The sequence below is a fragment of the Cellulosimicrobium cellulans genome, assembly GCF_016907755.1.
GTDB classification, from domain to species: Bacteria; Actinomycetota; Actinomycetes; order Actinomycetales; family Cellulomonadaceae; genus Cellulosimicrobium; species Cellulosimicrobium cellulans_D.
On the sequence record NZ_JAFBCN010000001.1, the window covers coordinates 1,339,476 to 1,352,796 of the forward strand.

The window sequence follows — 13,321 nt, forward strand, 5'->3', positions numbered from 1 at the left end:
AGCTCGAACCCGAGGAGAGAGATGAGAACGATCCGGATCCCGGCCGCCACGGTGGCGACCGCGACCACCCTGGCCCTGGTCCTGACCGCGTGCAGCGGCGGAGGCGGAGACACGCCCGAGCCCGAGGAGGGCGGCGGCGCCGTCACGATCGACGCCGAGCACTCCGCCGGCGCCATGGAGGACTTCGAGGTCGGCACGACCTTCAAGGCTACGGAGCCGGTGGACTTCTCGCTGATGTACCGCGACCACCCGAACTACCCGGTGAAGGAGGACTGGTCGATCTTCCAGAACCTGGAGGCCAACCAGAACGTCACCTTCACGCGGACCGACGTCCCGCTGGCCGACTGGGACAACAAGAAGGCGCTCCTCATCGGTGCCGGAGACGCCTCCGACCTCATCCCGGTGACGTACCCCGGCCAGGAGGTCCAGTTCGTCTCGGGCGGGGCGATCCTGCCCGTCTCCGACTACCTCGAGTACCTCCCGAACTTCGCCGACAAGGTGGAGAAGTGGGGCCTCGGCGAGGAGCTCGACGCCAAGCGCCAGGCGGACGGCAAGTACTACCTCCTCCCGGGCCTGCGCGAGATCCCCGACGTGCAGTACTCGGTCGTCGTCAACGACGACCTGTTCCAGAAGGCCGGCATCACCGAGGAGCCGGAGACCTGGGACGAGTTCGCGGAGCAGCTCGCCACGGTCAAGGCCGCGAACCCCGAGCTGTCGTACGCGATGACCGACCGCTGGACCGACACGCAGCCGCTGGGCGCGATGCTCCAGTACATCGCCCCGAACTACGGGACCGAGGGCGGCTGGGGCTACTCCAACACGTGGTTCGACGAGGAGTCCGGCGAGTTCCAGCTCACCGGCGCGACCGACGCGTACAAGGACATGATCACGTACGTCGCCGGCCTGACCTCCGACGGCCTGCTCGACCCCGAGATCACGCAGAACGACGACCAGGCGATCCAGAAGTTCGTCAACGGCGAGGCCGCCGCGATCTCCGGCAACACGCAGGAGATCACCAACTACCGCAGCAAGCTCGCCGAGGCGGGCAAGGACGTCACGCTGCGCATGATCGTGCTGCCCGACGGCCCGTTCGGCGGCAAGCTCGCGGGCAGCCGCCTGTCCTCCGGCCTCATGATCTCCAGCGACGCGGCCGAGAAGCCGTACTTCAAGGCCCTGCTCCAGTTCGTCGACTGGCTGTACTACTCCGACGAGGGCATCGAGTTCGCCCAGTGGGGCGTCGAGGGCGAGACCTACACGAACGACGGCGGCACCCGCACGCTCCCGGCCGACATCGGCTGGAACGCGCTCAACCCCGACGCGCCGAAGAAGCTCAACGCCGACTTCGGCTACAGCAACGGCGTCTTCCTGCTCGCCAACGGCTCCTCGAAGGAGCTGCTCCAGTCCGTCATGACCGACGAGACGAAGGCGTGGACGGACGCCGTCCTCGAGCGCAAGGAGATGCTGCCGGTGAAGCCGGCCGCCAGCCTCGACGAGATCGAGCTCGAGCAGGCATCGCTCCTGGACACGCAGATCAAGGACGCCGTGATGGCCGCCACCGCGGCGTTCGTGACCGGGCAGCGCCCGCTGAGCGAGTGGGACGCCTACGTGTCCGAGATCGACGGTCTCGGCGGCACGCAGCTCATCGACACGTACAACGGGGCGCTCGCCCGCTCCGCGGGCTGACGCCCGGCGGGTGCCGACGGGCACCCGCCGCCCCGGCCCCGTCGCCGCCCGGCCGCCCCGCCGGGCGGCGACGGTACGCCGTCCGCACCACCCGTCGCACCACCCCTCTCAGCTGGAGCCTGACCCGTGACACCCACCGTCGTCCCGTCCGAGCCCGTCGCCGTCCTGTCCGACGCGTGGCGCACGTGCGTGGGCACGGGCCGGTTCAACCTCGCGCTGCGCCAGGACTACCAGGAGTCGCTCGCCCTCGCGCAGGCCGAGATCGGGTTCCGGTACATCCGCGGCCACGGCCTGCTGTCCGACGACGTCGGGGTCCACCGCCCGTACGACGTGGCGGGGCCCACGACCAGGTACAGCGGGACGCGGTACGCCTTCACCTACGTCGACCAGGTCGTCGACGCCTACCTCGCGCTCGGGGTCAAGCCGTTCCTCGAGCTCGGGTTCATGCCGTCGGGCCTGGCGTCGGGGGACCAGACGGTGTTCTGGTGGAGGGGGAACGTCACGCCGCCGCGCGACCACCGCGAGTGGGCGGCGCTCGTGGCCGCGGTGCTGCGCCACCTGGTCGACCGCTACGGGATCGACGAGGTCCGGACGTGGCCGGTCGAGGTCTGGAACGAGCCCAACCTCGTGAACTTCTGGGAGGGCGCCGACCAGGAGGCCTACCTCCGCCTGTACGAGGCGACCGCGCACGCCGTGAAGGACGTCGACGCCGACCTCCAGGTGGGCGGCCCGGCGATCTCGCCCGGCGCCGACGACTGGTGGGCGCCGTTCGCCGACGCCGTCGCCGCCCGCGACCTGCCGTGCGACTTCGTGTCCTTCCACGCGTACACGACCGGCCCGGCGCAGCACGTCCCGTTCGGCGTCTACCAGACGCTGCGCCGCCCGACCGACCTGCTCGACCAGTTCGCGCGCCCCCGCGAGCTCCTCGCCGGGACCCGGCTCGAGGGGCTGCCCGCGCACGTCACCGAGTTCAACACGAGCTACCGCCCCGACAACCCGGTGCACGACACCGCGTACAACGCGGCCGCCCTCGCGCCCGTGCTCGCCGCCGGGGGCGACGTGGTGGACTCGTTCTCCTACTGGACGTTCTGCGACGTCTTCGAGGAGGAGAACATCCCCACCGCGTTCTTCCACGGCGGGTTCGGCATGCTCGCCCACCGCCAGGTGCGCAAGCCCACCTACCACCTCTACACGTTCATGGCGCGCATGGGCCCCGACGTGCTCGCGCGCGGCGCCGACCACCTCGTGACGCGCGACGCGACCGGCCGGGTCACCGTGCTCGCGTGGCAGCCCGTCGGCGGGACCGACGACCCGACCGAGCCCGAACGCCACGAGCTGCGGCTCTCCGTCCCGGTCGGGACACCCGGCGGTCCCGGGACGGCGCCGCGTGCCACCGTGCACCGCAGCGTCGTCAACGAGACCGACGGCAACGCGTTCACCGCGTGGCAGCACCTCGGCCGCCCCGCGTCTCCGACCGCGCGCCAGCTCGACCTCCTCCACGAGGCCGCCGAGCCCGCCCGCTCGACCACGTCGCTCGCCGTCGCGGACGGGCGGGTCGACCTCACGCTCACGCTCGCGCGGCACGAGGTCACGCTCGTCGAGATCGACCCCGTCCGCGACGAGACGCCCGCATGGCTCGACGACGACCGGATCCTCGGCCGCGTCCTCGGCCCGGGGAGCGCACGGTGAGCGACGTGACCCGGCCCGCGCCGCCGTCGGGCACGGGCAGGAGCACGGGGTCGCCGCTGCCGGGCGCGCTCGGCCAGGGGACGCTCGGGCGGGCGACCGCGCTCGTCTACTGGTACGTCGTCGTGACGGCCCTGCTCGCGCTCGCCGCGCTGCCGACGCTCGTCCTGCTTCTGCTGCTCGACCGCGCGGCGTCCAACGTGCCGCTCGCGGCGCTCGCGGCCCTCCCGCTCGGTCCCGCGCTGTCCGCGGCGCTGTACGCCGTCCGGGCGCGCGAGACCGATGACGAGGTCGCACCCGCCCGCACGTTCGTGCGCGGCTACCGCCGCGGTGCGCTCGACGCGCTGCGCGTGTGGGCGCCCGCGCTCGGGGTGCTCGCGGTCGTCGGGGTCGTGCTCGCGAACGCCTCGGCCGCCGGCGTCGGCCCGACGTACGCGGCCGTGCTCGTCGTGATCGCGGCGCTCGCGCTCGTGTGGGGGCTGCACGCCGTCGCGATCGCGACCTTCTTCTCGTTCCGCACGCGTGACGTCGCGCGACTCGCGGCCCACTACCTCGGCCGGACGCCGCTCGTGAGCCTCGGCGTCGTCTCGCTGCTCGTCGCCGCGGCCGGCGTCGCGTGGTTCGCCACGGACGGCGTCCTCGCGCTCGTCGGCGGGGTGTGGGTGTGGTGCTGGTACCGCAACGACCGGCGGATGCTCGACGACGTCCGTGCCCGATTCACGACCGACTGACCCTGACCCGCCCACCCGAGGAGCCGTCCCCGTCATGACCCCCGCACGTCTGCCCGCGACCGAGAAGATCCTCTACGGGGGCGACTACAACCCCGAGCAGTGGCCGCGCGCCGTGTGGGAGGACGACTACGCCGCGTTCGACGAGGCCTCGATCGACACGGTGACGCTCGCCGTCTTCGGGTGGTCGTACCTCCAGCCCGCCGAGGACACCTACGACTTCACGCGGCTCGACGAGATCGTGGCGCGCGCGGTCGAGGGCGGGCGCCAGATCGTGCTCGCGACCTCGACCGGCGCGCTGCCGCCGTGGCTCGCGCACGCGTACCCCGAGGTGAACCGCACCGACTTCGAGGGCCGCGCGCACGCGTACGGGCAGCGCCACAACGCGTGCCCGAGCTCGCCCGTCTACCGCCGGCTGTCCACCGAGCTCGCGGGCCGCATCGCCGAGCGCTACGCCGGCACGCCCGGGCTCGTCGCGTGGCACGTGGGCAACGAGTACGGCGGGTACGACGGCGGCTGCTGGTGCGAGCGCTGCGCCGTCGCCTTCCGCGGGTGGCTGCGCGAGCGGTACGGCACGATCGAGCGGCTGAACGAGGCCTGGAACGCGACCTTCTGGTCGCACCTGTTCTCCGACTGGGACCAGGTCGTGCCGCCGAACAAGCTCACCGAGCACTGGCGCGGACCCGACCACACCGCGTTCCAGGGCATCACGCTCGACTACCGCCGCTTCATGACCGACGCGATGCGGCAGAACTTCCGCGACGAGAAGGCCCGCATCCGCGAGCACGACGCGACGACGCCCGTCACGACGAACTTCATGGGCATGTTCCGCCCGCTCGACTACCACCGCTGGGCCGACGACCTCGACTTCGCGTCGTGGGACAACTACCCGCCCGGGCAGCGCGAGCACGCGCGCATGGCGCTCGCGCACGACCTCATGCGGGGACTCAAGGACGGCGCGCCATTCTGGGTCATGGAGCAGACGCCGACCATCACCGCCTCGCGCGACGTCAACCCGGTCAAGCGCCCGGGCGTGCTGCGCCTGTGGTCGTGGCAGGCCGTCGCGCACGGCGCCGACGCCGTCCTGTACTTCCAGATGCGGCAGTCGAAGGGCGCGTGCGAGAAGTACCACGGCGCGGTGCTCGACCACGCGGGCCGCCGAGACACGCGCAGCTTCCGCGAGATCGCGGCGCTGGGCGGCGAGCTGCGTGGCCTCGGCGACGCGGTGCTCGGCGCGCGCACGCCCGCGCGGGTCGCGCTGCTGTTCGACTGGGACTCCTGGTGGGCCGCCGAGATGACGGACGGCTTCAACCGCCACGCGCGCTACATCGACACCGTCCTCGCGTACTACCGCGCGCTCTGGCAGGCGAACGCCGACGTGGACGTCGTGCCCGTGACCGCCGACCTGTCGCGGTACGACGTCGTCGTGGCGCCCATGCTGCACCTGCTGAAGGGCGACGTCACCGTGCGGCTGGAGGGCGTGGCCGCCCGGGGCGGGACGGTGCTGTCGTCGTTCTGGGCGGGCCGCGTCGACGAGGACGACAACGCGTTCCTCCTGGACGCGCCCGGGCCGCTCGGCCCGCTGTTCGGGATCCGGGTCGAGGAGACGGACTCGGCCGAGCCGGGCGTCGTGAACCCCGTCGCGCTGCACGACCCCGACCTCGACGACGTCGCCGGCACCGCCGGGACGCCGGGGAGCGCCGAGGCGCCGCTCGTCGTGGGCGGCGCGCTGGTGTTCGAGGTCCTGGTGCCGCAGGGTGCCGAGGTCGTGGGGACGTACGGCGCCGAGTTCTACGCGGGAAGCCCCGCGGTCACGCGCCACCGCGTCGGGGGGACCGACGGCGTTCCCGGTGAGGCCTGGTACGTCGCCACCGCGCTCGACGAGCCGGGCGTCGCGTGGGTCGTGCGCCGCGTGCTCGACCGGCACGGCCTGGTCGGCCCCTACGCCGACGTCCCCGACCTCGAGCTCGCCCTGCGCGAGCGCGACGGCGAGCGCACCGCGTTCGTCCTCAACCACGCCCAGGAGACCGTCGAGGTCGCGGCCCACGCGTCGGGCACCGACCTGCTCACCGGCCGCCGCATCGAGCACGGCGAGATGCTCCGCCTCGACCCGACCGACGTCGTCGTGCTGCGGGAGGACCGCCCCTGACGCTCACGGGGACGAGGCGAGCCCGGCCAGGCGGCGTTGCAGGAGGCGGCGGTCGCCCTCGCGGTCGACGAGCGCGAGGGCGCGGCGCAGGTCGACGACGGCGTCCATGGGTCGCCCAGCCCGCACGAGCAGCTCGGCGCGCACCGCGGGCAGCAGGTGGTACCCCGCGAGCGCGGGCTCGGCGGCGACCGCGCCGACCGCGGTGAGCCCGGCGTCCGCGCCGTGCACCTCCGCGACCGCGACCGCGCGGTTGAGCGCCACGACCGGCGAGCCGGTGAGGTCGAGCAGCACGTCGTACAGGCCGAGGATCTGCGGCCAGTCGGTCGCGTCGGCGTCGGAGGCCTCGTCGTGCAGCGCCGCGACGGCGGCCTGCACCTGGTACGGCCCGGGTCGCCCGACGGCGAGCGCCGTCTCGAGCTCGGCCACGCCCTCGGCGATCTCGTCGTGCCGCCAGCGCGCGCGGTCCTGCTCCGCGAGGGTCCGTGTCGCGCCGTCCGTGCCGACGCGCTCGTCGCGGCGCGCGTGCTGGAGCAGCAGGAGGGCGAGCAGCCCGCGGGCCTCCGGCTCGTCGTCGAGCAGGCGTGCGGCCAGGCGCGCGAGACGGACGGCGACGCCGGCGAGCGCCCGCCGTTCGGCCGATCCCTCGACCACGTCGGCGGGCTCCGCCCAGGCGTCGTAGCCCTCCGTGAAGAGCACGTACAGGACGGCGAGGACGCCGTCGACACGCTCCGCCCGGAGCTCGGCGGGCGGCACCCGGAACGTGATCCCGGTCGCGCGGATGCGGCGCTTGGCCCGGACGAGGCGCTGCGCCATCGTCGCCTCGGGGACGAGGAAGGCCCGCGCCACCTGGGCCGTCGTCATGCCGGTCAGCGACCGCAGGGTCAGCGCGACCCGGGCCTCGGCGGGCAGCGCCGGGTGGCAGCACGTGAACAGCAGGCGCAGGAGGTCGCCGTCGGGGTCGTCGAGGTTCCACGCGTCGTCGTCGAGGCCGACGGCGACCTGCTCGACGACGGGGTCGGCGGTGCTGCGGCCGTCCCAGGGTCCTGCGTCGACGCGGTCCCCCAGACGCGCCGCCGCGGCGACCCGCTCCGACTCGACCCGGCGCCGTCGGAGCACGTCGATCGCGTGCCGGCGTGCCGTCGTCGTGAGCCAGGCGCCGGGCCGATCCGGGACGCCGTCGCGGCCCCACGTGCGCAGCGCGGTCGCGAACGCCTCCTGCGCCGACTCCTCGGCGAGGTCGAGGTCGCCCGTGCTGCGCGCGACCGCGCCGAGGACGCGTCCCCACTCGGTGCGGAACGCGTCCTCGACGGCGCGGCTCGTGGCCGTCACGACCGGCAGGTCACGACCCGTCGAGGTCGAGCGGCCAGGCCGGGTGCAGCTCGATCGCGCCGCCGTACGCCATGGGGTGCTCGGACGCGATGGCGATCGCGGTGTCGAGGTCGGGCGCCTCGAGGACGTCGAACCCGGCGATCGTCTCCTTGGTCTCGGAGAACGGCCCGTCGGTGACGAGGACCTTGCCGCCGCGCACCCGGACACCGACGGCGTCCTCCGCCGGGCGCAACCGGTCGCCGACCACGGCGGCCCCGCTGCCGTAGTGGCGGTCGACCCACTGCTCGATCGGGGGCGCGGCCTCGGCCTCCTCGGGGCGCAGGTCGGGGTCGTGCGGCGTGCCGAGCACGAGCATCAGGTAGCGCATCAGAGGTCCTCCGCCCTCGTCGTCGCGGGCCGGCGGAGCGCCGTCGGCCCGTAGAGCAGCACGTCGGCGACGTCGATCCCGTCGCCGACGCTGCGCCGTCCGTCACGGTAGCGGAGGTCCGGCGGCTGCTCCCGGTTCGCCGCGAGGATCGTCTCCAGAAAGGTCATGGTGCCTCCTTCGTCGGTGCGGCCCGTGCGGCCGCTCATCAGGACGACGAAGCCCGGGTGGCGAGATCGACACCTCGCGCGGACGAGTTCTCGGAGCGGTCTCGCGTCAGAGGAGCGTCGCCGCGTGGGCCGCAGGGACGACGAGCGTGGACAGGCTCGGGTGCCACAGCGGCGTCGTGTGCCACGCGAGGGTCAGGCGTTCGCCGGGGCGGCCGGTCGCGACGAGGCGGTGCGGCGACGTCGGGAGCACCACGTGCGCCTCGACGGTGCCGTCGGGCAGCGCGCGGCCGCGCGCCGAGACGACGAGCACAGGGTCGACGACCGGGCCTGCGGCGGGCCCGGAGCCCCCGGCGGCGTGGGGCCAGGGCAGGACGCGGGTCGTCCAGCGGTCCTCGGCAACGGGGACCGGCTGCCCGCCGACGTCGAGGCGCCAGGAGTACGGGGACCCGGCCCGGACGGCGTGGAGCGTCCACGGCACCGGGCTGATCACGTCCTGCGGCGTCGGCTCCGGGTCGAGCTCCTGGTCGAGGATGCCCGGCCACGCGTCGAGCATCGAGAGCCGGTCGGCGAGGCGGGCGGCGGAGTCCCGGTCGGGCGGCAGCGAGGTTCCGTCCTCGCCCGTCCGCTCGACGAACGCCCAGATCGCGTCGAGGGTGGGCTGGGCGCTGCGCGTCGCGCCGCGGTAGCCGATCGCGAGCGCGCGCTCGGGGACGGCGACCGCGAACTGTCCGTACGCGCCGTCGGCCCGGAACCCGTGCCGGCTCGTCCACACCTGGTAGCCATAGCCGCGCGACCAGTCCGGCGGTTCGCCGCCGGCCACCCCGGGCGCGCCGCCGTGCTCCGCAGTGTCCGACCAGGGCTCGCGCATCGCGGCCAGCCACGCGGGCGGGATCACGGTGACGCCCGCATACCGGCCGCCGTCGGCCATCGCGACGGCGAGGCGCGCCATCTCGGCGGTCGTCACGTGCAGCCCCGAGAAGCCCTGGTCGAGTCCGTCGATCCCGACCCACCACGGGTGCGTGATCCCGAGCGGATCGAGCACGCGCGGGCGCAGGTAGGCGAGCAGCCGCTCACCGGTCACCGCCGTGACGACCGACGACAGCGCGCGCGACGCGGGCGAGCTGTACGCGAAGTGCGTGCCCGGCGCGTGCTCGGGCGGGGTCGCGAGCAGGCGGGGGAGGTCGAACCCGATCTCGGCGAGCTCGCCGGACGTGTGACCGGTGCTCATCGTCAGCAGGTGCCGCACGGTGAGGCCGGTCGGGTCGGGCAGGCCGAGCAACGCCCCGACGAGGTCGTCGACCTGGAGGCGACCCTCCGCCACGAGGTGCCCGACGGCGAGCGCCGTGAACGTCTTCGAGACGGAGTAGACGAGGCCCGGCAGCGGCGCGTCGTGCGGCGCCCAGGACGCCTCGACGACCGGGACGCCGGCGCGCGCGACGACGAGGCCGTGCGGGTCGAGCCCAGCGCCCTCGAGCGCGTCGAGCAGCTCGAGGACCGCGGCGGACGGGATCCCGTGCGCCTCGGGAGAGGGCGCGGTCGTGCCCGGGTGGGCTACGGCTGCGGTCACCGGCTCGGTCGCTGGCTGAGTCACGTGCTCAGTAGATCGTGCGGCCGTGCGCGTCGGCCACGCCGGACGCGCGCAGGAAGTAGGTGCACACGTGGTCGCGCCACTCGCGCGCCGAGCGGAGCTGCTCCGCGAGGCGCTCGGTGACGCGCTCGAACACCGCGTCGTCGACCACGCCGCGCAAGCCCTCCCACGTGCGGACGTACTCCTCGACGCGCTCGACGCCGGCGAAGTGCGTGTCGTACACGTGCTGGACGACGGTCGTGCCGTCGTGCAGCACGTGCCCGTACGGCACGTGGTGGAAGAACAGCAGCAGCTCGTCCGGGCACGTGTCGAGCGACTCGTAGACGTCGCGCCACGGCGCGGGGTACTGGCCGGTGTAGCCGGTCCCGGTCGCGCGGGTGCGGTCGACGCCGATGCCGTCGCGGTCGGCGAAGTGGTACGTGCCCCACGGCGAGTACTCGTAGCCGTCGACCGACGGCCCGTAGTGGTGCCCCGGGTTCACCATGAAGCCCACGCCGAGGGGGGCGGTGTACGCCTCGTAGGTGCGCCACGAGTCGTCGAGGACGGCGTGGAGCGCCGCCCGGACGTCGGGGTCGACGGTGCGGTCGGCGCCGGCGGGCGACGGGGACGCGAACGTCAGGGAGACCCACTCGTCGAGGACGCCGGCCGGGTCGAGCGTCGGGTCCCACGCGAGGCGGCCGAACGCGTAGAGGTTCGCCTGCGCGAGCGGGTGCCCGGTCCAGAACGCGTCGTCGCCGACGTTCGACACCGCCGCGATCCCGCCGCCCCGTGCGGCCACGACCTGGGGCGAGGCGTCCGGCCCGGCGCCCCCGACGACGTCGGACACGGTGGGGGAGCCGTCGTCCCCCTCGACCGGGCCCCACGGCCGGAACCGCAGGATCTCGCTCCACCACGGGCCCAGGTAGCACGCGTGCCGCTGCTGACCCGTGTACTCCTGCGTCACCTGGAGCTCGACGGCGAGGCGCGTGCGCGGCATCGCGGCGAGCACGGGCGAGACGGGCTCGCGCGTCTGGAAGTCCAGGGGGCCGTGCTTGACCTGCACGACCACGTTCTCGTCGAACCGCCCGTCGAGCGGGGCGAAGTGGTCGTACGCGGCGCGCGCCCGATCGGTCGAGCGGTCGCGCCAGTCCTGGGTGTGGTTGTAGACGAACGCCCGCCAGTGCACCGTCCCGCCGAACGGGGCGAGCGCCCGCGCGAGCAGATTCGCGCCGTCGGCGTGGTCGCGCCCGTACGCGAACGGTCCCGGCTGGCCCTCGGAGTCCGCCTTGACGACGAACCCGCCGAAGTCGGGGATCGCCCCGTACACGCGAGCGACGGCGTCCGCCCACCACGCCCGGACCTCCGGGTCGAGCGGGTCCGACGTCGTGAGCCCGCCGAGGACGATCGGCGAGGCGAAGCTCACCGACAGGTGTACCCGGATGCCCCACGGCCGGAACGCCGCGGCGACGCGCGCGACGTCGGGCAGGCCGTCGGTGAGGAGCCGCGCCTCGCGCGCGTGCACGTTGACGTTGTTGATCGCGACCCGGTTCACGCCCGTCGCCGCGAGCAGGCGCGCGTACTGCTCGACGCGCGAGAGGTCCTCGCGCACCTGCCCGTCCGCGTAGAAGATCGAGCCGCCCGCGTACCCGCGCTCGACCTGGCCCATGACCGGGTGCACGTCGACGTTGTCCCAATGGTCGAGCATGCGCAGCGCGTGCGCGGGCTCGTGGTGGCCTGCGGTGTGGCCGGCCGGGTCCGTCGTCCCGGTGCGCACCACGTGGAACCACGCATGGAGGACGGCGGCGTCGTCGTCCGCCGCGACCTCCACGCGGCCGTCACGGTGCGCGACGACGAAACCCTCGCCGCCGGGGACGGCGCCGGTGTCGCGCAGGACGAGGTCGGCGTCGCCGTCGACGAGGGTCGCGCCTGCACGGCGGGCCTCGCCGCGGACGGTCTCGGCGAGCGGGCCGTCGCCCGCGACGAGCACGGTGCGCCCGCGCAGGAACGACGTCGCGGCGTCGGGCAGCCAGGCGGGGTGCACGGACGGGTGGTCCGGGGTGGTCACGGGGTCTCTCCTGGGGGAACGGTCTGAGCGGGCGTGCGTGAGATGGTCGCGAGACCGGGCCGCCGCGGCGACCACGTCATGCATTCAACGGCGGGTAGGACGCCTTCGGCAGGTGGTAGGCGAGGTCGACGGCGGTCTCCAGCGCCTCGTCGAGGTCGAGGCGGTGCTCGGCGACGAGGCGGGCGAGGTGGCCGGCGTCGATCCGGCGCGCGAGGTCGTGGCGGGCCGGGACGGAGCAGAAGGCGCGCGTGTCGTCGACGAAGCCGCTCGTGTTGTAGAAGCCCGCGGAGTCGGTCGCGGCCTCGCGGAAGCGGCGCATGCCGTCGGGGGTGTCGAGGAACCACCACGGCGCGCCGAGCCGCAGCGCCGGGTAGACGCCCGCGAGCGGGGCGAGCTCGCGCGAGAACGTGTCCTCGTCGACGGTGAACGCGATCATCCGGAAGCCCGGGTGGTGGCCGAACGCCTCCAGGACCGGGCGCAGCGCGCGGACGTACTCGGTGCGCTCGGGGATGTCGTAGCCCTTGTCGGGGCCGTACGCCTGCACGACGCCGGAGCAGTGGTCGCGCAGGACGCCCGGGTGGAGCTGCATGACGAGCCCGTCCTCGGCCGACATCGCGGCCATCTGGAAGAGCATGTGGGCGGAGAAGGCCCGGGCGTCCGCCGCGGTGGCCTCGCCGCGCAGCGCGCGGTCGAGGATGCGGGCGGCGTCGACGTCGTCGAGGGGCGTGGTGTCGGCGGTCAGGTGGCCGTGGTCCGTCGCGCGGGCGCCGGCGGCGACGAACGCGGCGCGGCGCGACCGGAGCGCATCGAGGTAGGACCGGTAGTCGACGACGTCGGTCCCCGCCGCCGCGCCGAGCTCGGCCACCTGGGTGGCCCAGTCCGCACGGTCGACGTGCAGGAGCGGGTCGGGGCGGAACGTCGGCACGACCCGCTCGCCCCAGCCGTCGGCCGCGAGGCGCGCGTGGTCGGCGAGCGGGGACTGCGCGGGGTCGGTCGTCGCGAGGAGCTCGAGGCCGAACTGCTCGAACAGCGCACGCGGCCGGAACTCGGGGCGCGCGAGGCGGTCGATCAGGTGGTCGTACAGCACGTCGGCGGTCTGCGCCGACGGCTTCACCGTTGCGCCGAACACCTCGACGAGCGCGTGCTCGGTCCAGTAGCGCGTCGGGGTGCCCCGGAACAGGTGCCAGCCCGCGCAGAACCGGCGCCAGATCTCGCGCGGGTCCGTCTCGGCGGGCGGGGTGCCGTCGGGCGCGCCGGGCACGGGCGCGACGCCGAGGTCCTGGACGCCGCGCACGCCCGGTGCGCCGTGCGGCGACGTGCTCTGCGCGACGAGCATGCGCACGAGGTAGTGGTCCGGCGTCACGAACAGCGCGGCGGGGTCGCCGAACGGGGCGTCGTCGGCGAGCAGCGCGGCGTCGACGTGCCCGTGCATGGAGACGATCGGCAGGTCGCGCGTCGCGGCGTAGACCTCGCGGGCGAGCGGTCGGAGCACGGGGTCGGCGGGGAGCGCGCGGTCGGGGTGCAGGGACCACGGCGCCATCGCGGTGGTCGGGTCCAGGTGGGCCGTGCTCGTCACGGGT

10 protein-coding genes are annotated in these 13,321 nt (G+C 74.3%); 4 read left to right on the forward strand and 6 right to left on the reverse strand.

Features of this window, described 5'->3' with window-relative positions:
- The first annotated feature begins 21 nt into the window (after positions 1-21).
- From JOE63_RS05830 to JOE63_RS05845, 4 genes are all read left to right on the forward strand, one after another.
- Positions 22-1,683 (forward strand): ABC transporter substrate-binding protein, encoded by a 1,662-nt coding sequence (locus JOE63_RS05830; RefSeq protein WP_204539860.1) that lies wholly within the window; start codon positions 22-24, stop codon positions 1,681-1,683.
- A 126-nt stretch (positions 1,684-1,809) separates the two neighbouring features.
- Positions 1,810-3,372, forward strand: a complete 1,563-nt coding sequence (locus tag JOE63_RS05835; protein ID WP_204539863.1) for a GH39 family glycosyl hydrolase — start codon at positions 1,810-1,812, stop codon at positions 3,370-3,372.
- On the forward strand, positions 3,369-4,100 hold the full coding sequence (locus JOE63_RS05840) for a hypothetical protein (RefSeq protein ID WP_087471129.1): 732 nt from the start codon (positions 3,369-3,371) through the stop codon (positions 4,098-4,100). The genes JOE63_RS05835 and JOE63_RS05840 overlap by 4 nt, the downstream gene beginning before the upstream one ends.
- 34 nt (positions 4,101-4,134) lie before the next feature.
- Positions 4,135-6,246 carry a beta-galactosidase gene (locus tag JOE63_RS05845; protein WP_087471130.1) on the forward strand — a complete coding sequence of 704 codons (2,112 nt, stop codon included), beginning with the start codon at positions 4,135-4,137 and terminating at the stop codon, positions 6,244-6,246.
- A gap of 3 nt (positions 6,247-6,249) precedes the next feature.
- On the opposite strand, the gene JOE63_RS05850 is transcribed toward JOE63_RS05845, so the two are convergent.
- The 6 genes from JOE63_RS05850 to uxaC all read right to left on the reverse strand — a co-directional run bounded on the left by JOE63_RS05850 (position 6,250) and on the right by uxaC (position 13,281).
- Positions 6,250-7,575, reverse strand: a complete 1,326-nt coding sequence (locus tag JOE63_RS05850) for an RNA polymerase sigma factor (protein ID WP_204539866.1) — start codon at positions 7,573-7,575, stop codon at positions 6,250-6,252.
- Positions 7,576-7,585: 10 nt separating this feature from the next.
- Positions 7,586-7,942 (reverse strand): YciI family protein, encoded by a 357-nt coding sequence (locus tag JOE63_RS05855; RefSeq protein WP_204539869.1) that lies wholly within the window; start codon positions 7,940-7,942, stop codon positions 7,586-7,588.
- On the reverse strand, positions 7,942-8,109 hold the full coding sequence (locus JOE63_RS05860; RefSeq protein WP_204539872.1) for a hypothetical protein: 168 nt from the start codon (positions 8,107-8,109) through the stop codon (positions 7,942-7,944). The genes JOE63_RS05855 and JOE63_RS05860 overlap by 1 nt, the downstream gene beginning before the upstream one ends.
- Positions 8,110-8,215: 106 nt before the next feature.
- On the reverse strand, positions 8,216-9,700 hold the full coding sequence (locus JOE63_RS05865) for a serine hydrolase domain-containing protein (RefSeq protein WP_204539875.1): 1,485 nt from the start codon (positions 9,698-9,700) through the stop codon (positions 8,216-8,218).
- Between the two features lie 4 nt (positions 9,701-9,704).
- Positions 9,705-11,741, reverse strand: a complete 2,037-nt coding sequence (locus tag JOE63_RS05870; RefSeq protein WP_307839959.1) for an alpha-glucuronidase — start codon at positions 11,739-11,741, stop codon at positions 9,705-9,707.
- 76 nt (positions 11,742-11,817) lie between these two features.
- Positions 11,818-13,281, reverse strand: coding sequence for a glucuronate isomerase (gene uxaC / locus JOE63_RS05875; protein ID WP_204543493.1), 1,464 nt, complete (start codon positions 13,279-13,281; stop codon positions 11,818-11,820).
- Positions 13,282-13,321 lie beyond the last annotated feature (40 nt).

What these genes read in the sequence shown, in the direction of transcription:
- JOE63_RS05830 (WP_204539860.1), top strand. Translation starts at nt 22, where the DNA reads ATGAGAACGATCCGGATCCCGGCCGCCACGGTGGCGACCGCGACCACC.
- JOE63_RS05845 (WP_087471130.1), top strand. Translation starts at nt 4,135, where the DNA reads ATGACCCCCGCACGTCTGCCCGCGACCGAGAAGATCCTCTACGGGGGC.
- JOE63_RS05855 (WP_204539869.1), bottom strand. Translation starts at nt 7,942, where the DNA reads ATGCGCTACCTGATGCTCGTGCTCGGCACGCCGCACGACCCCGACCTG.
- JOE63_RS05860 (WP_204539872.1), bottom strand. Translation starts at nt 8,109, where the DNA reads ATGACCTTTCTGGAGACGATCCTCGCGGCGAACCGGGAGCAGCCGCCG.
- uxaC (WP_204543493.1), bottom strand. Translation starts at nt 13,281, where the DNA reads ATGGCGCCGTGGTCCCTGCACCCCGACCGCGCGCTCCCCGCCGACCCC.